The sequence below is a fragment of the Streptomyces sp. NPDC007157 genome, assembly GCF_040634235.1.
Taxonomy (GTDB): Bacteria; Actinomycetota; Actinomycetes; order Streptomycetales; family Streptomycetaceae; genus Streptomyces.
On record NZ_JBEYFE010000023.1, the window covers coordinates 26,506 to 47,260 of the forward strand.

The 20,755-nt window shown below is 69.5% G+C and carries 15 protein-coding genes and 4 pseudogenes; 10 read left to right on the top strand and 9 right to left on the bottom strand.

Features of this window, described 5'->3' with window-relative positions; all coding sequences use genetic code 11:
- The first annotated feature begins 123 nt into the window (after nucleotides 1–123).
- Nucleotides 124–597, top strand: a complete 474-nt coding sequence (locus ABZ642_RS33600) for a hypothetical protein (RefSeq protein ID WP_360490918.1) — start codon at nucleotides 124–126, stop codon at nucleotides 595–597.
- Between the two features lie 16 nt (nucleotides 598–613).
- Here ABZ642_RS33600 and ABZ642_RS33605 read toward each other — a convergent pair.
- A pseudogene (locus tag ABZ642_RS33605) lies at nucleotides 614–850 on the bottom strand (ATP-binding protein); the annotation flags it as partial.
- Between the two features lie 108 nt (nucleotides 851–958).
- Between ABZ642_RS33605 and ABZ642_RS33610 the strand changes: the two are divergent.
- Nucleotides 959–1,360, top strand: a complete 402-nt coding sequence (locus ABZ642_RS33610; protein WP_360490921.1) for a hypothetical protein — start codon at nucleotides 959–961, stop codon at nucleotides 1,358–1,360.
- A gap of 13 nt (nucleotides 1,361–1,373) precedes the next feature.
- Here the strand turns inward: ABZ642_RS33610 and ABZ642_RS33615 are convergent.
- Nucleotides 1,374–1,633 (bottom strand): annotated as a pseudogene (locus tag ABZ642_RS33615) (transposase); the annotation flags it as partial.
- Between the two features lie 360 nt (nucleotides 1,634–1,993).
- On the opposite strand from ABZ642_RS33615, the gene ABZ642_RS33620 reads away from it, so the two are divergent.
- Genes ABZ642_RS33620 through ABZ642_RS33630 form a run of 3 tightly spaced genes read left to right on the top strand, consistent with a single transcriptional unit; the run spans nucleotide 1,994 to nucleotide 5,467 of the window.
- Nucleotides 1,994–3,730, top strand: a complete 1,737-nt coding sequence (locus ABZ642_RS33620) for a diacylglycerol kinase family protein (RefSeq protein ID WP_360490924.1) — start codon at nucleotides 1,994–1,996, stop codon at nucleotides 3,728–3,730.
- A gap of 1 nt (nucleotide 3,731) precedes the next feature.
- Nucleotides 3,732–4,685 carry a YihY/virulence factor BrkB family protein gene (locus tag ABZ642_RS33625; RefSeq protein WP_360490927.1) on the top strand — a complete coding sequence of 318 codons (954 nt, stop codon included), beginning with the start codon at nucleotides 3,732–3,734 and terminating at the stop codon, nucleotides 4,683–4,685.
- Nucleotides 4,685–5,467 carry a phosphatase PAP2 family protein gene (locus ABZ642_RS33630; RefSeq protein WP_360490930.1) on the top strand — a complete coding sequence of 261 codons (783 nt, stop codon included), beginning with the start codon at nucleotides 4,685–4,687 and terminating at the stop codon, nucleotides 5,465–5,467. Before ABZ642_RS33625 ends, ABZ642_RS33630 begins: the two co-directional genes overlap by 1 nt.
- A gap of 13 nt (nucleotides 5,468–5,480) precedes the next feature.
- Here ABZ642_RS33630 and ABZ642_RS33635 read toward each other — a convergent pair whose 3' ends face one another.
- The gene (locus tag ABZ642_RS33635; protein ID WP_360490933.1) at nucleotides 5,481–5,906 is read right to left on the bottom strand and encodes a DUF6003 family protein; all 426 of its coding nucleotides are present in this window, start codon (nucleotides 5,904–5,906) and stop codon (nucleotides 5,481–5,483) included.
- Nucleotides 5,907–6,234: 328 nt separating this feature from the next.
- On the opposite strand from ABZ642_RS33635, the gene ABZ642_RS33640 reads away from it, so the two are divergent.
- Entirely contained in the window at nucleotides 6,235–6,573 is a 339-nt protein-coding gene (locus ABZ642_RS33640; RefSeq protein WP_360491230.1) for a GNAT family N-acetyltransferase, read from the top strand.
- Between the two features lie 692 nt (nucleotides 6,574–7,265).
- Here ABZ642_RS33640 and ABZ642_RS33645 read toward each other — a convergent pair.
- A complete protein-coding gene (locus ABZ642_RS33645) occupies nucleotides 7,266–7,868 on the bottom strand; it encodes a TetR/AcrR family transcriptional regulator (RefSeq protein ID WP_360490936.1) in 603 nt (200 codons plus the stop codon).
- Nucleotides 7,869–7,975: 107 nt separating this feature from the next.
- Here ABZ642_RS33645 and ABZ642_RS33650 point away from each other — a divergent pair, with 107 nt between their 5' ends.
- A complete protein-coding gene (locus tag ABZ642_RS33650) occupies nucleotides 7,976–8,911 on the top strand; it encodes an alpha/beta fold hydrolase (RefSeq protein ID WP_360490939.1) in 936 nt (311 codons plus the stop codon).
- Between the two features lie 54 nt (nucleotides 8,912–8,965).
- Nucleotides 8,966–9,138: pseudogene (locus tag ABZ642_RS33655) on the top strand (transposase); the annotation flags it as partial.
- Between the two features lie 384 nt (nucleotides 9,139–9,522).
- On the opposite strand, the gene ABZ642_RS33660 reads toward ABZ642_RS33655, so the two are convergent.
- From ABZ642_RS33660 to ABZ642_RS33675, 4 genes are all read right to left on the bottom strand, one after another.
- The gene (locus ABZ642_RS33660; RefSeq protein WP_360490942.1) at nucleotides 9,523–10,404 is read right to left on the bottom strand and encodes an IS5 family transposase; all 882 of its coding nucleotides are present in this window, start codon (nucleotides 10,402–10,404) and stop codon (nucleotides 9,523–9,525) included.
- Between the two features lie 111 nt (nucleotides 10,405–10,515).
- Nucleotides 10,516–11,067: an EF-hand domain-containing protein gene (locus ABZ642_RS33665; protein WP_360490945.1), complete on the bottom strand. Its 552-nt coding sequence runs from the start codon at nucleotides 11,065–11,067 to the stop codon at nucleotides 10,516–10,518.
- 134 nt (nucleotides 11,068–11,201) lie between these two features.
- On the bottom strand, nucleotides 11,202–13,502 hold the full coding sequence (locus ABZ642_RS33670; RefSeq protein ID WP_360491233.1) for a molybdopterin-dependent oxidoreductase: 2,301 nt from the start codon (nucleotides 13,500–13,502) through the stop codon (nucleotides 11,202–11,204).
- 1,337 nt (nucleotides 13,503–14,839) lie between these two features.
- The gene (locus ABZ642_RS33675; protein ID WP_360490948.1) at nucleotides 14,840–15,973 is read right to left on the bottom strand and encodes a hypothetical protein; all 1,134 of its coding nucleotides are present in this window, start codon (nucleotides 15,971–15,973) and stop codon (nucleotides 14,840–14,842) included.
- A 685-nt stretch (nucleotides 15,974–16,658) separates the two neighbouring features.
- Here ABZ642_RS33675 and ABZ642_RS33680 point away from each other — a divergent pair.
- A pseudogene (locus ABZ642_RS33680) lies at nucleotides 16,659–17,024 on the top strand (metalloregulator ArsR/SmtB family transcription factor).
- A gap of 367 nt (nucleotides 17,025–17,391) precedes the next feature.
- Nucleotides 17,392–19,860, top strand: a complete 2,469-nt coding sequence (gene uvrA / locus ABZ642_RS33685) for an excinuclease ABC subunit UvrA (RefSeq protein ID WP_360490951.1) — start codon at nucleotides 17,392–17,394, stop codon at nucleotides 19,858–19,860.
- 142 nt (nucleotides 19,861–20,002) lie between these two features.
- Here uvrA and ABZ642_RS33690 read toward each other — a convergent pair whose 3' ends face one another.
- Nucleotides 20,003–20,524 carry a hypothetical protein gene (locus ABZ642_RS33690; protein WP_360490954.1) on the bottom strand — a complete coding sequence of 174 codons (522 nt, stop codon included), beginning with the start codon at nucleotides 20,522–20,524 and terminating at the stop codon, nucleotides 20,003–20,005.
- Between the last annotated feature and the right edge of the window lie 231 nt (nucleotides 20,525–20,755).

Sequence of the window (20,755 nt, forward strand, 5' to 3'; positions counted from 1 at the left end):
GAGAGCGGTCTGGGTCTCCACCCCTGTGGAATGTTGCTGAGAACTGGCAGCAGGCAGTTGCGCCGGAACCTGGATGACGTCAAGCAGATGTTGACCGTAGGCTCTCGGCGAAGGGCAGGTGCGGTGGACATCACGGTGCAGTGGATCAAGACGTCCTGGACGAAGCAGTCTCGGGGCGGGGAGGCCGCTGCCCGCAGAAACGCGGCGCCGGTCGGATTCTCGTTGCCCCAGGTGTCGTCCGGATTTGCCCACTTCGTCCAGATGTCCGAGCGTGACGGCTTCGAGCCACGTCCGAGCCAGAAAGACTTCCGCGAGGTCGGTGTCAGCCTGCGGGACGAAGGTGATCGGCTCCGAGTGCTCACTCGTGTGGAGCCGCTCTTCGGGTTGCCCCCTCGGCCGCGCAGGCCGCCGGCAGTTCGACTGCTTCCCGGTCAGTGGGTCCGCTGGCAGTTGAACTACCGGTTCACCAGCGCCCTGGGGATCCGCGGTTGGTCGTACTGGCTGGACACGTTCAACATCGCTTATGGCCCCGTCGACCGGGATATCTTCCTGTCAGAGCCGACCGTGATCGTCGATGAGTGCGGGCCAGTTCGGTAGAGCAGGCTCACTGCACTCAGACGGCTGCTCGTTCCGCTTGGGCCCGGGTGGCGGCGAGGCGGTAGGAGTCGGTGCCGGTCTCGATGATGTTGCCGCCGAAGGTGAGGCGGTCGACGATGGCCGCGCAGAGGCGGGGATCGGTGAAGGTCTTGGTCCAGTCGGAGAAGGACTCGTTGGAGGCGATAGCCACGCTGTTCTTCTCCTCGCGTTCGGTCAGGACCTGGAAGAGGAGTTCGGCGCCGCGCCGGTCGAGTCGCTCTCAAAACTCGGCGACATCACTCTCCCGTGAAAGAGCGCGCTCTCCACGCTGAGCGACAGGCGCTCTCGTAACTCACAAACAAAGCCAGGGGGATGACGCCGTATGGAACAGGTTGGGGTTGCGCGAGACCTCGTGCTCGGCTACGTCCGCGCTCTGAACGCGATTGATGAGGCCATGAGGGTGGCGATCCCCTCGCTCGAGCGACTGGCAGACGTCGTCAGCCTGGCCCGTTCACGCCGGATCAGCCGGAGTGATCACATCGGCACCTACTCCTACAAGGTTCATGGGGCAGGGTGCCGCTTCGTGAGCGACAACGGCACAAACGTCGATGTGGACTTCACAGCCGACGGGAGCGAAGTCTTCGACCTCTGGCGGCTGCGCGAGTATGGGCTGAGCCTGCCGGAGCCTCTTGACGTCACGGATCAGGACCTGGAGTCCGCCGTGCGGTCGTCTGAACCGCTTCTGAACGAGGTGCGGCCTGGGTGGTTCTGCGTAGCCGACTGATCGCTTCAGGATGGGTTCGTAGGCGGCGGAGGCATATGAGGCCGCGGGCCAGTTCGAGCAGGCCCTGGTGGAGATCGGCGCGTCGTTCGCAGCGGGTGCGGAGCCGCTTGAACTGGTGCAGCCAGGCGAAGGCGCGCTCCACCACCTAGCGTACTTTGCCCAGTTGAAGCCGTGGGCGAGGCCGCATCGGGCGATCAGGGGTTTGATGCCGCGTTTCCACAGCAGGCGGCGATACTTGTCGAAGTCATAGCCCCGGTCGTCGTACAGGCGCCGGATCACACAACAGGGCCAGATCCGACCGCCCGACTGTCACCTCGTCGCCTGCTACGAAGATGAGGCGATCTTGGCTCACGGCCCGCTCAGCCGGCCACCGACTTCTATCCGCGCCGACTCATTTCGTTAGGAGTTCTAAGCGCGGGACGTACGGCAAGTACCGCCTGGTGCTGGACGGTTCGTCGACCCTGGCGGAGGTGGAGCTCCTGGCCTGATGTCCTCCGCGAACGGCGAAGGGGCGGTCCCGCGCGGACCGCCTCTTCTTTCGTACCGCCTGCTCCGCGCCTCCGGGGGCATCAGTGCGGTGGGCGACCCGTGTGGTGCGGCCCCACCTGCCGACCGCCGACCCAGGGAGAAGCGATGCCGACCGCCGTACCGGAGAGATCAGCGGGCCTGCCCGAGGACAGTCCCCGCCCTGCCACCGCCGGGGCGACCGCCACCGGGCGGGGCCGCCGGATGCCTCGCGGATTGGTGCGGGGCGCCGCGTCCATCGGTGCGGCGGTCGCTTGCCAGGCCGCCCTGATGATCGGGCTCGGCCTGCTGATCACCGGCCCCGCCCGGCATATCTGGCCGATCACGGCGGAGGACGGCGTCAACCGGGGCCTGGAGCGGCTGCGTACGTCCACTCTGACCACGCTCTCCTCGATCGGGTCCCAGATGGGCGACACGCTCACCGTCATCGTCGTGACGCTGGCGGCGTGCCTGGCGCTGATCCTGGCACCCCGTCTCCCGCTGTGGCGCCAGGCGTCGTTCCTGGCGCTCGCGGTCGCGCTGCAGGCGCTGGTCTTCCTGGTCGTGACCATCGCGGTGGAACGGCAGCGACCCGAGGTGCACCGGCTCGACGGCTCCCTGCCGACCTCCAGCTACACCTCCGGCCACACCGGTGCGGCCACCGCCCTCTACGGCGGTCTCGCCGTCCTCGCGCTGACCCGCCTACGGGGGCCGTGGCGGCGCGTGGTGGCCGCGGCGCTGCTCCTGCTGCCGCTCATGGTGGGGGTGTCCCGCCTGTACCGGGGCATGCACCACCCGACCGACGTGTTGGGCGGCCTGATCAACGGCGGGCTGTCCCTGCTGGTGGTCGGTCAGGCCCTGCTGCGCGACGCCCGCGTGTCGGCGCCCGTCGCCCGGCCCGTCGCCGCCCGAACCGCCCGCACGGGACGCCGGCCGTCCCGGGTCGCCGTGGTCGTCAACCCCACCACGATCGACGAGGGCACGCGCGACGAGCTGCGCGAGGTCCTCTCCCGGCACGGTCACCCGGAACCGGTGTTGCTGGAGACGACGGCCGCCGACCCCGGCGGCGGCCAGACCGCCCAGGCCCTCGGCGACGGGGCGGAGCTGGTCGTGGTCTGCGGCGGCGACGGCACCGTGCGCGCGGCCGCCGACCGTCTGGCGGGCAATGGTGTCCCGCTCGCCGTCGTGCCGTGCGGCACCGGCAATCTCCTCGCCCGCAACCTCGGCCTCCCGCTCGCTCCGGCCGAGGCACTCGACGCCGCCCTCGGCGGCACGACCCGCGCGATCGACCTCGCCCGCATTGAAGGCGACGGCATCCCCGCCACCCACTTCGCGGTCATGTCCGGCGTCGGTCTGGACGCCGCGATGATGCAGTACGCGCAGGAGCACGAACGAGCCAAGGCCGTGCTGGGCTGGCCCACGTACGTCCTGGCCGCCCCGAAGGCGATGCGCGGCCCCCGGATGCGGCTGAGCGTCCGGCTGGACGGAGCCGAGCCCCTGCGCGGCACGGCCCGCATGGTGCTCGTCGGCAACACCGGCGCCCTCCAGGGCGGCCTGCGCCTGATACCCGACGCGCGCCCGGACGACGGGTTGCTGGACCTGCTGATGCTCGACCCGCGCGGCCCCGGCGGCTGGCTGCGCACCGTGGGCGCGCTGCTGCCGCACCGCAGGCGGGACGGACGGAAGGACGCCGGCAGGAAGGGTAGCGGGCAGCCGGAGTTCCATACCTTCCGACGGGCCGAGTTCACCTTCGAGACCCCGCAGCCCCGCGAGATCGACGGGGATGCGGTCGGCTCCGGCCGCCGGCTGTCCGTCGAGGTCGTTCCGGGCGCGCTGACCGTGCTGGTCCCGGACCTGGAGGGCTGACATGGGCAGCTCCACCAAGGTCCCGGAAACCCGGGACATGAACGGGGACGAGCTCTCCGCCGACGAGGCGTGGGTGACGCTGCGCCGCTACGGCGGCTGGCCGCTGCTGCGCGACGCGTTCCTCCGCTTCCGCTACGCCGACGGGTTCAGCCACTCGCGGGCGCTCGCCCTCCAGACGGTGCTGGCGGTGATCCCGCTGGCATTGGCCTTCGTCGGCCTCTCCACCAGCCTGCACACCGAGGACATCGGCAGGATGGCCGAGATGACGATCCACCGGATCGCCGAGGGGCCCAGTGCGGAGGTGGTCGATGACGCGCTCGACCGCAGCAGGCGCAGGGCGGGCGACGACGGCCAGCTCGCCCTCTGGTTCGGCGCGATCTTCTCGATCGTCAACGTCACCACGGCGATGTGCCAGATCGAGCGCGGCGCCAACCGCATCTACGGCAACGAACGCGACCGGCCCTTCCGCCTCAAATACGCGCGCGGGCTGGTCATGGCGCTGTGCGCCGGGTTCCCGCTCGGCCTGGGCTTCGTCATCATGGTCGCCGGCGACGACCTGGCCGCGGCCGCCGGCTCGGTCTACGGATTCGGCTCGACCGCGCAGACGACGTGGAACGTGGTGCGCTGGCCGTTCGGGCTGCTGCTCGCCCTGATCTCCGCCAGCGCCATCTTCCGGCGCTCACCGCGCCGCAGGCAACCGGGCTACACCTGGCTGGCGTTCGGCGCGGCACTTTACCTGGTGCTCTGGATGACCCTGACCTGGCTGCTCACCCTCTACCTCGATCTGAGCGGCTCCTTCGACACGGTCTACGGCCCCCTCAGCGCCTTCATGTCCCTGCTGCTGTGGGCCTACCTGACCTCGATCGCCCTGTTCCTCGGGCTCTCCTTCGCCGCGCAACTGGAGGCGGTGCGGGGGCGCAGGCCCGAACCGATCCAACCCGACCCGGGGGTCTGATGCCGGCGCAACCCGAGACGCCAAGTTCTCCCGGCCGCCGAAGCGGCGCCGACCGTCGGTTCGGTGTCCGGCTGCTGGCGGCGGTCGCCGTCGCCGCGGCCGCCGCGGTGCCGTTCGCCCTGGTGCTGGTCCTCGTGGAGGGCCGGTGGCGGCCGCTGCGCGACCTCGACCGCGACGCGGCGAACGGTCTGCACCGGATCGCGCTGGACCACCCGGCCTGGACGCGCACGCTGCGCGTGCTTTCCGACGACGTCTGGGACCCCCTCACCCTGCGCGTGGGCGTGGCGCTGCTGACCGGCTGGCTGCTGTGGCGCGGTGCCCGGCGGCTGGCCGCCTGGGCTGCGGTGACCGCGGTGGCCGGCGGTCTGATCGGGCTCGGCGTCAAGACGCTGGTCGAGCGGGCGCGGCCGGCGCTGGAGGATCCCGTGGCGCACGCGCCGGGGTATTCGTTCCCGTCCGGGCACGCGATGACCGCCACCACCTCGTTCGCGGTCTTTTTGCTGGTCCTGTTGCCCGTGGTGCCGCGCCGGGCTCGTCTCGCGTGCTGGGTGGTGGCGGTCCTGTCGGTGCTCGGGGTCGGCTTCACCCGGGTCGCGCTCGGCGTGCACTGGTTCAGTGACGTGCTCGGTGGATGGTTGCTCGGGCTCGCTGTCGTCGTGCTGACCGGCCGTGCCTTCGAGGCGTGGCGGGTCGACGCGGGCCGCCGGCCCGCGTCGGTCGGTGAGGGGCTGGAGCCGGAACTCACCGACCCGAGCCCTGAACCGGACTCCGTCTCCCGCTGAGGGCGGCCCGGCGTCACACGCCGGCCATGCGGCCGATCTCCCGAGGGTCGAGTCCGGTCAGCCGGGCGATGCGCGGGGCCGGGATGCCCGCGGTCAGCGCCCGGTGCACCAGGGCCTCCCAGCCCTCGGTGGTGTCCCGGTATTCCAGCAGTTCGCGCTCCATGTCGGTGACCGCCTGGGGTGCGCACTCCTGCTGGACCCGGACCTCCTCCTCCGCGGTCAGCGGGATCGGCAGCCGCTCGGCCTCCTCGGGAATAAGGATCTCCGATCCGGCGGGAAGGATCCTCAACTGCTCGGAGGAGGCGGCCACATCGTGGGCGGAGATCCAGCCCCGCACGGCCGGAGTCTGGTCGCATTCCAGCGGCGCGACGGCCGCCATCGCGGCGCCGAGGCTCGGGTGACGGTCAGGGAGCAGGAAAAGGTAAGCCTCATCAGCCATCGGGCGATTCCCCCTTGTCGGTGTCGATATGAGTGCGGACACAGATGATGGTGCCGCCGCATCGTGCCGAGGTGACGGAACCGGACGGACTCACTCCGTGGCGAGGGTGAACACGTGCAGGTCGCCGTAGCCCGAGGTTCGACGCTCGTGATCCTCCTGCCCGCCGGCGCGCTGAACAATCCCACTCGAGAGACCGTGAGTTCGCCCGCTCGCAGGTGGACAGGCTCCCGACCTGGACGTCCTTGTAGAGATCATCCGGGAAGCTACTGAGGAACTCGTCGATGCCTTCGGCCGGCTGCTGCCGCAGCTGTCTTCGACGGCCAAGCCCATCGACTACGAGGCCCTCGACCGAATGGTGTCGTGTGATGCCAACACTGTGCTTGTCGCCCGGGCGTCCGAGACAATCGTCGCAACCCTCACTCTGGTGCTGTCGCCCTTGCCGTCCGGGCTGAGGAGCCGTGTCGAAGACGTGGTTGTCGACACGGCGGCGAGAGGTCAGGGAGCCGCAGCACTCTTGACCCGGGAAGCCTTCCGCATCGCTCGGGAGGCGGGCGCCCGGACACTGGATCTCACCTCCCGACCGGATCGCACCGCAGCGAACCGACTCTATGAACGCCTTGGCTTCCAAGCCCGGGAGTCGATGGTCCACCGCTTCCCGATCGAATAGCGATGCCTGTCTGGCCAGTGGAGTTTCGCGTGCGCGGGCACGAGTGATCGTCAAGAGCTGTGGATGGTGTCTTCTGGGTTTGGCGCGGTGATCTCGGCGGTGGTGGTTGAACGCCTCACTGACCGCGTTCAGAGCGGACCCCCGGACCCGGGTGACGAGTTCGTTGACGGTCGGACTGACCAGACGCCCGACGACGAGGCGGGACGTATCGGCGTCGAGTGCGGTGCCGCGTAGGAGATCCCCGTGCGAGTCGGCGCCGACGTCCCGCCGGTCCGGATCGCGGTCGGTCAGAGCATCGAGTGCAGCAAGCATGTCCTTCACGCGGGCCCCTCGGACCGCTCGACCAGGACGCCGCTCTCGAACCGGGGTCAGCGCCGCCACAGTGCGCACGCTGCCAACCCCACCACACCCGACGCTCTGAGGTGCCACGCGACCCACGCCGCCACGCGGCCGCTAGGGCCTGTCCGACGGGTCGCGTGACTGCCAAGTTGAAGGGCAGTGCCCGCGCTTCCGTGAGACCACGGTCTGCAAAGCACGGCCCCCCGAACGCCTCACAACTCACATGATGCGGAGGCCACTTCACAGGCATCGTCCGCCAACGTCTCGTGGCGTAGCAGAGGCTCAGGGTGGCACGGCCGGCAAGGCGAGAAATCCTCGCGGGCGTCCTGGCCCGGGGCGGCGGCGTCCGTGCTTCAGGGCCGGAAGATCCGGTCCAGGTGGTAGTGGAGGACGGCCGTGGCGGACTCGGCGTCGCGCTGGCCCACCAGGACGCTGGTGCCGAGCCCCGCGGACATGGCCAGCAAGCCGACTGCTTCGGCACGGGTGTCCGTGCCGGCCCGGAGCAGTCCGGCGTCCGCCGCCTGCTGCAGCAGCCCGGCGAGGGTGATCTCGGCGGTGTCGGGATCCTTGATGAAGGGCTGGGCCGCGAGGGCCTCGTCGGTGACCGACAGCACGGCGTACGAGGTGTAGAGGTGATGGAACAGGCGACTCTCCTCGTCGACCGGTAGGGCCGCCGCCAGCAGTGCCTCGATCACTGCCCGTGGCCCGGGGTTGTCACCGGCGGCGTGGACCTGGGCGGTCACCCGTTCCCCGAACCTGTCGGCCAGATGCCGCAGTCCGAAGAGGAGCAGCTTCTCCTTGGACTCGAAGTAGTACTGCACCAGCCGCAGTGAGACGCCCGCTTCGGCCGCCACGTCCCGCATACCCACAGCGTGCAGCCCTTGTCGTCCGGCGGCCCGGACGAGGCCCTGCGCGATCTCGGTGCGCCGCTCTGCGTGATCCACGCGCTTGGGCATGGTTCGACTCTCCGCTCCTCGGATCGTGTCTCCGATTTTTGATGATACAGCCGTACCACGTTTATGGTACGTTCGTATCACAAAGATCGACTGCCCAGGAGGTGGCCGTGCCCGAGCCCACAACAGCCCGTTCCCAGCCCGATGTCGGCCGCTTCGTCAGCGACGCCTGGCGTGCGCGCTACTTCGCGGCCTGCGACGCGGTCTACGCGCTGGGCGCGCCCGCGTCCTGGGAGGAGGACGTGGAGACCTCCTTCGGGACCACGCACGTCTACCGCTACGACCCCGAGGACCCGGCCGCCCGCGAGCGCACCCCCCTCGTCCTCGTCCACGGAGCCGGCTCCTGCTCCGCCATGTGGTACCCGAACACTCCCGCCCTCAGCGCCGAACGGCCCGTCTACGCCATCGACACCCCGGGCGACCCGGGCCGCAGCGTGCACCACGCGCCGATCCACGAGCCCGAGCGCGCCGTGCAGTGGCTGGACGAAACACTCGCCGGCCTCGGGCTCGACCGTGTGCACCTCCTCGGCTCGTCGTACGGCGGCTGGCTCGTCCTGAACCAGGCGCACCGCGCGCCGGAACGCCTCGCCTCGGTCACGCTGCTCGACCCCGGGGGCCTGGAGAAGGTGGGCCTGCGCTTCTTCGTGTGGATCTTCGCCAGTCTGTTCGCCACCTTCGCCCCCAAAGCGCTGCGGCCACGGCTCGCGTCCTGGCTGGAACAACCCGTCCTCGTCGTCCCGGAACTGCGCACCATGATCCGCACCGGCGTCCGCGCCTACCGCATCCGCCGGCCCGTGCCGCAACCCCTCACCGACGCCGAACTGGGGGCCGTCCGCACGCCGTTGTACCTGGTGCTCGGCAGGCGCAGCCTCCTGGTGCACCCCGACCGGCAGGTCGAACGCGTACCCCGGCTGATCCCCGGCGCACGGGCCGAGATCATCTCCCGAACCGGCCACGGCCCGCAGATCGACCACGCGCAGCTGACCAACCGGAAGATGCTCGACTTCATGAACGCCACCGACCTCGGCCAGTCGACATCGCGCTAGGCACTGTCCGATGGGTCGTATGACCAGGTCGGCAGTCGCATCGTTCCGGCTGGTGTGGGGCGGGGTGATCTGTTGGTTCGGGAGTGGGCTCGGCTTGAGCCGAGCACTTGCCGAAGAACGTGGGACGAGGCGGTCGTTGGAAGATCCATCGCAGGGTGAGCAACTGCATCCTCTTCCGGCAGCGGACCGGTCTTCCGCGGCGTGGTCTGCCGAGGCGGTTCGGGAAGTAGAAGACGGTGCACTTCTGCTCGTGCGTGTGGAGGTGCCCGGGTGACACGTCTGGGTGACATAGCGTTACCTGCATGGTGGGCAGGAAAGCCTACAGGCAGACCTGAGATGCTCCCTGGGCGCCCTCTGGTCAAGAGACCTTGCGGTCGCTGCGCATGCCGTCGCTGGCCGTGAATGGAGAGAAAGGACCTGCCTTGAAGCGCATCCTCCGTCCCCTCACCACCACGGCCGTGCTGGCCGTGCTTACCTTCGGCCTCGCCGCCCCAGCCCAAGCCGCCGCCCCCAGCCCCCCTTCAGCAAGCCTCGACACTCTACTCAGCGAACTCGGCAAGCTCCTCGACCAAACTCTCGCCGGCCTCTCGGGCACTGCCTCTGCCTGACGGTCATGCACGAAGCCGTACGCGAATGGCGGCAACGGTCACGGTGCCGTGAAAGACATAAGCCCGCTTGTCGAACCGTGTGGCAACCGCCCGGTTGATCTTCAACTTCCCGATCAGGCGTTCCACTTCGTTCCTGCGGGCATAGCGGGCCTCGTCGAAGCTGGTGGGCCGGCCGCCTCGGCTGCCACGCCGCAGTCGGTTGGCCTGCTGGTTCCTCGGCTCGGGGATGGTGTGCTTGATCTGACGGCGCCGCAGGTAGCGGCGATTGCCCCGAGAGCTGTAGGCGCGGTCACCGCTGAGGTGGTCCGGGCGGGTGCGCGGGTGCCCGCCGCCTGGGCGGGGGACGCGGACGCTGTCCAGGACCGGAATCATCTGGGGTGCGTCGCCCCACTGCCCTGGGGTGACCAACAGGGCCAAGGGCCGCAGGCCCCCCTCCCCAACCAGGTGGATCTTCGTGGTGAGTCCGCCGCGGGAACGGCCGAGCCCCTCGTCGTCCCGGTGGCGGGCAGGCCGGGCTCGCTTGCCCGCCACCTTCGGGGGCCGGCGGCGGGCGCCCGCAGCGTGCTGGTGGGCGCGACAGACCGTCGAATCTACGCTCGCCATCGACCAGTCGATTCGCCCTTGCGCATCCGCATCGGCCTGGACGGCCCGCAGGATCTTCTCCCACGTGCCATCCGCCGACCAGCGGCGATGCCGGTCGTATACCGTCTGCCACTTACCAAACCGGGCGGGCAGATCGCGCCACGGGATACCGGTCCGCAGCCGGAACAGAATCCCGTTGATCACTCTGCGGTGACACTTCCAACGCCCGCCCCGCCCCACGTTCCTCGGCAAGTGCAGCTTCAACCTGGCCCACTCCGCGTCACTGAGATCGCCCCGCCCCACATGCCCTGGAACGAGTGCTCGCCCCTGTCCGTCACCGACCCGTCAGACAGGCCCTAGCCAGGGGGCAGGCCCTGGCATAAGCGCGGGGTCCGGGGGCGTATCCGGGGACTGTCAGGCGGTGACCTTGCCGAAGATGTGGTTGGCGGGAGCGTCGGGGTCGTTGCCGTAGAAGAACTCTTCGAGTGCCTGGTGGAACTCGTCACGGTCCAGTCCGCCGGAACCATCGAGGTCCAGAGCGGCGAAAACGGCGGCGCAGTCCTCGCCGGGGACGGCGGCTACCGAGTCGAACATCTGCTGGAACTCGGCCTGGTCGATCTTGCCGTCTCCGTTGAGGTCGACGAGGTCGAAGAAGCAGTTGGTGACCGGCGCAATCTGCTGCGGGTAGAGCGCGCGGTCGGTCAGGACCCTCTTGAAGCCTTGGGTCATCTCCCGCACATCGACCTTCCCGTCACCGTCCTGATCCATCGGGGCGATGACGTTCGACCAGAACTGGTCCATCCCCTCGGTGAGCCGGCGGACGGTCTCGGCATCAGGGGTGGTCTCGCGGGCGCTGATGTAGCGCTCGCTCATCTTGCGGACGTCGTGCTGGGTAATGAACCCGTCGCCGTCGACATCGGCGCCCCTGAACCACTGGCCGTACTTGAGATCTTGAAGTGCAGTCATGACTGCGCACCGTATTCACGCGGTTACGGCGACGCAAACGTCCGAGTGGAGGCAGGGCGCCGCTCGGACCTGCCGACCGGGCGCCCGACGAGGGTGAACACGGCAAACTCGCCCGTCGTCGAGTTGGCTTCGTTTCAGTGTTCGAGGTGTGGTGGTGTGAAGGCGAGTACCTCCTCGACCGGCCCGTCGTAGATCTCGACGTCGACGAGAGCACTGTGCGCACTGGGTCCCTGGGACAGACGCGAGCACCCGCGGTCCCCGGTGAGGGTGTTCGGGTTGCCGTGGCGGTCCAAGGTTCCGCTCCGGCCCGGCTGGGCCGGGTCCCACCACGCTCCGGTGGACAGCTGGATGACGCCGGGCATAACGGCGTCCGACAGGATCGCGCCCGCCAGGCAGCTGCCTCGGTCGTTGAAGACGCGCACGATCACGCCGTTCTCGATACCGCGTGATGCCGCATCTTGCGGGTTGATCGTTACGGGCTCACGGCCGTGGATCTTTGACTTGAGGCTGTGGCCACCGTTGTCGTACTGGCTGTGCAGGCGTGAGGCTGGCTGATTCGAGATCAGGTGCAGCGGGAATCGGTCCGCCAGGTCGGCGCGAAGCCACTCCACGGGTTCGAACCACGTCGGATGTCCGGTGCAGTCGTCGTAGCCGAACGAGTCGATCTCCTCGGAGAAGATCTCGATCCGCCCCGACGGCGTCGTCAGGGGGAAGCGCTGCGGATCGGAGCGCAGTGCTTCGAAGCTGCCGGGAAACGGCCCGCTGAGTGCCGGCAGTTCGACACCGGAGGCGCGTTGCCAGAAGTCGTCGAAGTCTGGCAGGGCCGCGTCGTCGCCGAGGTTCGCCCGTGTCTGGGCGTAGAGGTGCCGGACCCATTCGATCTCGGAACGCGCCTGGGTGAACTCGCGCTCATAGCCGAGCCGGGCAGCCAAGGCGGCGAAGATCTGGTGGTCGGTGCGTGCCTCGCCGGCCGGCTCGCGGACCTTCGGCATCGCGACGAGGTGAGGGTCGGAGAACCCCGCGGCGAAGTCGTCACGCTCCAGGCTGGTCGCGACGGGAAGCACGATGTCGGCGAACTTCGCCGTGGTATTCCACCAGGCCTCATGGACCACCACTGTGTCCGGGCGCTGCCAGGCTCGGGTGAGGCGGTGGAGGTCCTGGTGGTGGTGGAAGGGGTTTCCTCCGCACCAGTAGATCAGGCGCAGGTCCGGCAGGGTCAGGCGCTGACCGTCGTAGTCGATGGTCGCGCCCGGTTCCAGCAGGGTGTCGGCGATCCGGGCGACCGGAATGAAGTCCGCAACAGGGTTCGCCACCCGCGGCATCGACGCCACGGACGGGCGGCCCGGGGCAACGCCGGTCGCGTCCATCGTTGCGTAGCCCGCGCCCCAGCCGCAGCCGGGCCGGCCCAGCGAACCCGCCATGGCCGCCAGCACGACCGACATCCAGATCGGCTGCTCACCGTGGTCCGCCCGCTGAATGGCGTAGTTGACCATGATGAGGGAACGCTGTGTGAACAGGCGGCGGGCGAGATCCGGGATCGTGTCGCGGCTGATGCCCGTGATCCTCGCGGCCCAGTCGGCGTCCTTGACGACGCCGTCCACGTCGCCGGTCAGGTAGGAGGCGAAGCGGTCGAACCCCTCGCAGCAGCGGGTGAGGAAGTCCTCGTCGTACCAGTCGTTGACCAGCATCGTGTGCGCGATGCCGAGCATCAAGGCGGTGTCGGTGTTGGGGATGACCGGCAGCCACTCGGCGTCGAGGAAGTCGGCGGTGTCACTGCGGATCGGGCTGACGTTCACGAACCGCACCCCGGCCTCACGGCACTTCCGCTGCAGGTCCCGCGTCTGGTGCCGGGCCAGCCCGCCAGGGTTGATCTGGCTGTTCTTCAGAGCCAGCCCCCCGAACGCCACCACGAGCTCACAGCTCTCGGCGATCTCGTCCCACATCGGCATCCGGGACTGGTAGCTCCACGGAGCCCCGCCGATCACATGCGGAAGGATGACCTCAAGAGCGGCGGTGCTGTACGTGTTGCGCGAGTCGGTGTAGCCCCCGCCCAACGCCAGGAACCGCTGGAGCTGACCCTGCGTATTGTGGAACCCGCCCGCACTGGCCCAGCCGTACGAGCCGCCGAACACCGCGCTGTCCCCGTGCTGTGCGCGCACTCGGCGCAGTTCCTCGCTCACCAGCGTAAGCGCGTCGTCCCAGCTGACCTCCACGAAGGCGTCCGCGCCTCTGGCCGTTTCATCGGTGCGCGGCAAGCCATCGAGCCACCCTTTGCGCACCGCGGGACGCAGCACACGCGCACGGTCCTCAGCAGCCGTCACCATGCCCGGGCCGATCGGCGACGGCGCGGGGTCATCACCCCGGGGCTCAATGCGCACCAGCTGACCGGAATCGACCACGGCTACGAAACTGCCCCAGTGCGTCGCCACCGGCATGCGTCGTTCCACCGTGCATCAACTCCATCCCTGAAGTCTCTCCGGCTCTCGAACAACGGCCGCTACACCACAGGGGTTCCGCGTCAGTCAGCGGTCCGCAGGACACAGGCTCCCCCTGGCGGATGCTGCCCAACCCTGACGGTGCGCACGACTCCCACCGCCGCCACTCAACCGGAGCCAGGAGCGCCTCTGTCGACCGCGACCTGACCGTCGTCCGACACCAGCGTCAAGGCAGCTCGCCCTCCCGGCAACGGCCACGGCCACGGCCACCAACGAATCTGCCGACGCCACCCCAGTGCCGACGCCATCGCCCACTGCCGGGGTGCCGCAACCGTCGCCATGGTGTGGTCGGGCACGCCAGGGGTCGCCCGTCAGGTAGCAGCCGGCCTCGACGTGATCGCATGGGGGCTGGCATCGATCCCGGCGATGCGAGGCTTCAGCCTACGATCGACCGCATCGCAAAGCGTGATCGTGTCGAAGGACACTCAAAGCGTGCGCCCGTCGACGGGGGGACTCGGCGCATGCAGCACGGAACTACATGACACGGATGACTCGCCGTCAGCACGTGCCTCACGACCAGTGAGCGTTTAAGGCACTGACGTGCATAGCCTTGGCAGCTTGTCCGGCTACAGCTCGGGAGGGGTCGCAGACGGCGGAGTGGGCTCCCAGATGCCTTGACGAATCAGGCGTCGCTGACGAGCCCGCTCGTAAATCGCCGTCAAGTAGTACGTCAGGCCGAGGAGAACCCCGACAGCGACCCCAACCTCAACGTCCACGGTCTGTGTGCCAGGGGGCGTAGCAAGCAGTGCAAGGAAGAACAAACCGATTGCGACAGCCGGGGCCAGGGGGTGGCGCCCAACAAAGCGCTGGAAACGGGTTGGCGGTCAATTGCCTCCCATGTAGCGATCAAGTGCCCAAAAGCCCGTCACCAGGGCTCGCAGTATCTTCGGCATGCCGGTGAGGCTAGCGAAGCGGGCCCAGCGCACGCGCACCCCCTGGCCTGCCCTGGCCTGCCCTGGCCTGCCCTGGCCTGCCCTGGCCTGCCCTGGCCTGCCCTGGCCTGGCCTGGCCTGGCCTGGCTGCCGGCTCTGTCCGCAGTTTCGTGAATCCCTAGGTCAGCGGCGGGAACGCGGGATCGTCGCCTCTGTGGGCCGTTCACCCGGTTCAGGTGGAACGGTGGCGCCGCCGTGGGCCTGCCCGGCAGAGCTTCGGCGCTCCGGCGGCGTGCCGTCCGAGTCCCCGGCGGCCCCCGACGCGAAACAGCCACGCACCGATCGATCAGCGAAATCTTCATACGCTGACGGCCACCAACCACCAACCACCAACGAATCTCCGACTCAGGTCGCCAACTGGTCGCCGTCGTCGTCCTGGAGCATGTGGCGGCGTTCCTGTTCCCGTTTGGAGTAGGCGGCTGCCCGGATCGCCTCGTCGCTCTCCAAGCCCGTTCCCAGCGCGCCGCCCACCGTGGCGACTGAAGCGACGAACCAGGACAACGTCCAATATTCCGCGGCGTGAAGCGGGGTTCGTGTCGTGGAGGCGAAGACTTGGCCATTGAGGATGAACAGGGCCCACACCAAGTTGATGACGATCAGACCCACATAGCAGACGAGCACCCCGATACCCACCGTCATGACCGTCGAGGCGTTGTAGAGCCTCGCCCTCTGCCTCGCCTCCCGCGAGACTTCTGCTGATCGATGCCACAGCTGCGCGTCCACGATCAGCCAGCCGATCATGAGCGCGACGGACCCGACCGTGGCGATCACGAGGCGCGGCGTGCTCAGGGACTCGGCCAGGTTCCAGATGGTGGAGTTCACGGTGGCGACCGCTCCCGTGGCGAGTGCGGCCGCCAGGGCTTTCGACAAGCCCGGCACCAACCGCCACGGCCGGTTGGCACGGACCATACCGACGAGCACCCTCAGGTAACCGCGCGGCCCGCTGACGACGTACCGAAGATCAGCGGTCTCCTCCTCACCGACCGGGCCCGGGTGAATAGGCGCGAGACGACTGACGAAGGGCCCCAGAAGCGGCTGACTCTGCGGAGGCCCCTCAGCCCCGGTGGCTCGCCGGCCCACCAAGCTGAGCACCGCTTCTTCCACGGCCCGCCGGGCTCTCGTCTGCAAACGCAAGCCCCCCAGCGGAGGAAGAGACAGCAGCGCCAAGCCGTGTTCGTGACTCAGATCCACAACGAGCTTGCGCCCGTGTGAGTGCAGCGGAAGGTCGGTGAGGGCCACGACGATGTCCCACCTCTCCGCTCTTCCGCGGTCCATGATCCGGCGCATCAGGGTGGGCGGGTCCTCGGTCCCTGCGGTGAAGGGCTCACTGACCACCACGACGTCGAACCGTCGGCCCTGGCCTGACTTGTCGGCGAGCCGAGTGGGAAGTATCCGGGCCATGCGCTGTGCGATCTCCGTGGGCGCGTCGGGATCCGCCAGGAGAGCCACGACCGTAACGTCCTGGGACGACACCCGCATGACTCCTTCTCGTCGGCTGCCCCCGCGATCGCCCGTGCCCACAGGATGCCCCCGAGTTACCGCCGACGCCGCGTGACACGCTGGCCCCTGCCAGCAGGTGCTGGCGGTACGGTCAGATCTCGTCGTCCTCCCCCTGCAGGGCCTGCTCCACCACCGGGCCACGGTTGTGTGCGCCACCGCGAACACCCGCTCCACGCCACCCCGGTCGGCACCGCACGCCGCTCCACCAGCCACCCCGCTTCGGTGTCCGGCCCGGGAGTAACGGCTCGATGCGCGCCCACGGCACATCGGGCAACGGCGCGCCCGGACCAGCGATCCGATGATCGGAACGAAGTGGTTAGCTTAGGCGGGATGGCCCGCGTCAACCGGCCCAGACTGCAGTCCACGGGCCTCCTCCGAGCGCTCGTCGGCGTGTTCGACCCCGCGGCGTTCGGCCTCGTCAGCCGCGACGCCTGGCCGGTCACCTCTACGTGGGGCCGCTCCGCGACGCGGTGTTCACCCTGATGCCGATCACCGCGCTTTCCCGGTGCTCGTGCACGAGGCGGATCGCCATGGCACCCTCCCCGACCGCCGAGGCCCCCCGTTTGACCGGGCGCTCCTGACGTCGCCGGCGACGAAGCCCCCGGGAATGGTGGTCCCCAGCACGGGCGGGCCGCGCTGGTTCGACATGTGTCCGCATAGACAGGTGTCGAACATCAAGGCGCTGCCGCTGCTGGAGCCCGAGGTCTCCGGTGCCGTGGTGCCGTGCTGGCCGCCCTGACCGAACGCCCTCTGACCGCCGGGGAGGCCGAGCGGACCGCGGCGATGTTCAAGGCGCTCGGCGATCCGGTCCGGCTGCGCCTGTCCTCGGCGGTGGCCTCGCAGCAGGGCAGCGAGGCGTGCGTGTGCGACATCTCCGATGTGGGGGTCTCGCAGCCGGCCGTCTCACTGTCTGAAGAAACTCGAGGAGGCCGGACTGCTCACCTCCGAGCGGCGCGGCACGTGGGTCTCCTACCGGGTCGAGCCCTCGGCCACGGCCACCATGGGGCGCACGCTCGCGACCTGGGGCTGAGCGCCGGGGCGAGTGCGCCACCGGGAGGCGAACCACCGCGTTCGCCGAAGGGCGCCGGCAGCGGGCAGGCGAAGGCCCCGACTGGTTCGGGGGATCCCCAGCCGGGGCCGATCGAGAGTGGGCGCGAAGGGCGGTCGCCTCGCGGCGGGGGCTCCATAAGGCTTCAGCCGAACGATCGTCCTCATGGGCAAAGGGTGAGGCCCGGGGACACAGTTCCCTTCACGCCCACATACGCGTCAACGGTGAAGCACCCTCGAATGTTCCCTGGAAGCGGCCCATACCGGGATTCTCCGGATGCTCGTGTGAGCGGGGCCCGGTGACGGGCGCCTGTCGCGCGGTTCCCGGCGCGATCAGGTAATCAGGAACGGTGAACAAGGATGCGACCGATCCCTTCGTGCATGTCCGGGGCGCCAGTGAGAACAACCTGCGGAACATCGATGTCGACGTTCCGCGGGACGCGATGGTCGCCTTCACCGGCGTCTCCGGTTCGGGCAAGTCCTCGCTCGCGTTCGGCACGCTCTACGCGGAGGCCCAGCGGCGCTACTTCGAGTCCGTAGCACCGTACGCCCGAAGGCTGTTGCAACAGGTCGGCGCACCGCACGTGCAGGAAATCACCGGGCTGCCACCGGCCGTGGCCCTGCAGCAGCGACGTGGGGCGCCCAGCTCGCGCTCGACGGTCGGCACCATCACCACGCTGTCCAATCTGCTGCGCATGCTGTACTCCCGCGCCGGCACCTATCCGCCCCGGGCCGCACGGCTGGATGCCGAGTCGTTCTCACCCAACACCGCGGCCGGCGCCTGCCCGCAGTGCCACGGACTGGGCGTCGTGCACGACGTCGCCGAGGACCTGCTCGTCCCGGACCCCTCGCTGAGCATCCGCGAGGGGGCGATCGCCGCCTGGCCGGGCGCCTGGCAGGGCGCCAACCTGCGCAGTGTCGTGAGCGGCCTGGGGATCGACATCGACCGGCCGTGGCGCAGGCTCAGGAAGAAGGACCGGGACTGGCTGCTGTACACGGACGACCAGCCCTCCGTGTACATCGAGCCGGAGGAGGACCGCGTCGACTACGGCTACCAGGGCAAGTTCTGGAGCGCCCGCAAGCACGTCATGCACGTCCTCGCCGACTCCAAGAGCGAGAAGATGCGCGAACGGGCGCTCCGGTTCGTCAGGAGTGTGCCCTGCCCCGAGTGCCACGGCAGCGGGCTACGGCCCGAGGCGCTCGCCGTGACCTTCGCCGGGCGTTCCATCGCCGAGATCAACGCGATGCCGCTCACCGAGGTCGTGACGCTGCTGCGGCCCGTCGCGGGGCGGTCCGAGGCCGACGCCACCACGCCGACCGCCCGGTCCGGGGAGACGACCGAGGTCGCGGTCCGGATCTGCGGCGATCTGGTCGCACGGGTCGACGTACTGCTCGACCTGGGCCTCGGATATCTCAGCCTCGGGCGCCGCTCGACGACCCTGTCGCCCGGCGAGGCGCAGCGCCTGCGGATCGCCACCCAGCTGCGCTCGGGGCTGTTCGGCGTCGTCTACGTCCTCGACGAACCCTCCGCGGGCCTGCACCCGGCCGACGCGGAACCGCTGCTGGACGTGCTGGACCGCCTCAAGACGGCGGGCAACTCGCTGTTCGTCGTGGAGCACGACATGGACGTCGTACGGCGGGCGGACTGGGTGGTCGACATCGGCCCCGGCGCGGGTGAGGGCGGCGGACGCGTGCTGTACAGCGGCCCGGTCGCCGGTCTTGAGCGGGTCGGGGAGTCGGCCACGAGCCAGTACCTGTTCGGGCGCGCCCAGCCGCTCGAGCACCGCCCGCGCACACCGCACGGCTGGCTGCACCTGAGCGGCGTCTCCCGGCACAATCTGCACGACGTGTCCGTCGCCGTACCGCTCTGCGTACTGACGGCGGTGACGGGCGTGTCCGGTTCCGGAAAGTCGACGCTGGTGACGCAGGTGCTCGCCGAGGTCGTCCGCGGCCACCTCGGACTCGTACCCGAGGAGCCCGACGAGGCGCAGCTGGAGGTCGACGTCCAGGACGCGTCGGGGGTCGAGTCGTTCGACCGGCTGGTCCTGGTCGACCAACGGCCCATCGGCCGAACTCCCCGGTCCAACCTGGCCACGTACACGGGTATGTTCGACGCGGTGCGCAAGCTGTACGCAGCGACGGACGAGGCCAGGGCGCGCGGCTACTCGGCCGGACGGTTCTCCTTCAACGTGCCCGAAGGGCGGTGCGAGACCTGCCAGGGCGAAGGATTCGTCGCGGTGGAACTGCTGTTCCTGCCCGGCACCTACGCGCCGTGCCCGACCTGCAAGGGCGCCCGGTACAACGCCGAAACGCTGGAAATCACCTACCGCGGCAAGAACATCGCGGAAGTGCTGGCGCTGTCCGTCGACGCCGCCGCCGAGTTCCTGTCCGCCGTCCCGGCCGCCTCCCGCAGTCTGGAGACGCTGCGCGAGGTGGGACTGGGGTACCTGCGGCTGGGCCAGCCCGCGACGGAACTCAGCGGTGGTGAGGCACAACGCATCAAACTGGCCACCGAACTCCAGCGAGCCCGCCGCGGGCACGCGCTCTACCTGCTCGACGAGCCGACGGCGGGGCTGCACCCCTCGGACATCGCGCTGCTGCTACGACAGCTGCACCGGCTCGTCGACGCCGGCAACACGGTCGTCCTCGTCGAGCACGACCTGGACACCATCGCCACCGCCGACTGGGTCATCGACCTCGGGCCGGGCGGCGGCGACGCGGGCGGCCGGGTGGTCGCGGCGGGCCCGCCGGCCAAGGTCGCGAGGGCCCGCCGCAGCGCCACCGCGCCCTATCTCGCGGCCCGGCTCGCGCGCCCGTGACGACGGCGCGAGGGGCTGAGCACCGGTCAGCCGGGCTCCGGGCGCAGGGTCGCGCGCGTCGCCATGCTGCGTTCCAGCCTGTGGCGGATATCGCTGACGAGGTGTCCCATCTGGGCCCATTCCACGATGAGTTCGCGTGAGGTCAGGAGGCCGGCCGGACGGTGGCGGCCGGACCGATCACGCCGGGCCCGAACTTCTCCCGGATCCGGTCGGCCACTCCCTCAGCAGTGAGTCGCGCCTGCCGGGCGGCGTCGAGGCTGAGTCGCTCGGCGACCTGACCGCTTTCGACCAGGCCCTCGCCGCGCAGTGCGAGCCCGGTCAGTCGGCCGCGCTGGAGACCTGCGGCGTCCATGAGCTGGTAGGTGAGCCGGCGCAGGTCGTCCTCGTGTCCGGACGGCTCGGCCAGGCGGCGGGTCTTCTCCCCCGCAGGTTCGCCGGCAAATGTGAGCGTGAGAGCGCGTGCGGCCCGCCCGCGGCGGCGCAGTCCGACACCGAGTCGTACGACCAGGCCGAGTAGGGCCGAGCGCGCCGTGGCGCCGTGGGGGAAGCGGTGCCGGACGCTGACGGAGGCGGACAGGTGCCGCGGGGTGGAGGCTGAGCTGGCAGCGCGTGTCCCGTCACGGGAGTCGTCGTCACAGCGCTCGGTGCGCGCGTGCCGGCCCACGAGGCGGCAGCAGTCTGCAGCGCTATGGCTTGAGAAGGGGCAGATGACGTGTAGGTTCGCGCCGTCATTGTCATCCCGGGCCGCGGTGACTTGTTATTCGTGTCGCTGTCTCATCGGATGTCCAGCGGGTTCCGTCTCAGTCTCTTTCGCGTGCTCCGGGTCGTCGGCGCCGGGCAGTGCCTCGGGCCAGGCGGGGTCGGTCAGCGGGGTCCGGCGGTGTCGTACGGCTGA

Coding starts and splice junctions, on each gene's coding strand:
- ABZ642_RS33610 (WP_360490921.1), top strand. CDS start 959: ATGGAACAGGTTGGGGTTGCGCGAGACCTCGTGCTCGGCTACGTCCGC.
- ABZ642_RS33620 (WP_360490924.1), top strand. CDS start 1,994: ATGCCGACCGCCGTACCGGAGAGATCAGCGGGCCTGCCCGAGGACAGT.
- ABZ642_RS33625 (WP_360490927.1), top strand. CDS start 3,732: ATGGGCAGCTCCACCAAGGTCCCGGAAACCCGGGACATGAACGGGGAC.
- ABZ642_RS33630 (WP_360490930.1), top strand. CDS start 4,685: ATGCCGGCGCAACCCGAGACGCCAAGTTCTCCCGGCCGCCGAAGCGGC.
- ABZ642_RS33635 (WP_360490933.1), bottom strand. CDS start 5,906: ATGGCTGATGAGGCTTACCTTTTCCTGCTCCCTGACCGTCACCCGAGC.
- ABZ642_RS33645 (WP_360490936.1), bottom strand. CDS start 7,868: ATGCCCAAGCGCGTGGATCACGCAGAGCGGCGCACCGAGATCGCGCAG.
- ABZ642_RS33665 (WP_360490945.1), bottom strand. CDS start 11,067: ATGACTGCACTTCAAGATCTCAAGTACGGCCAGTGGTTCAGGGGCGCC.
- ABZ642_RS33670 (WP_360491233.1), bottom strand. CDS start 13,502: ATGCCGGTGGCGACGCACTGGGGCAGTTTCGTAGCCGTGGTCGATTCC.
- ABZ642_RS33675 (WP_360490948.1), bottom strand. CDS start 15,973: ATGCGGGTGTCGTCCCAGGACGTTACGGTCGTGGCTCTCCTGGCGGAT.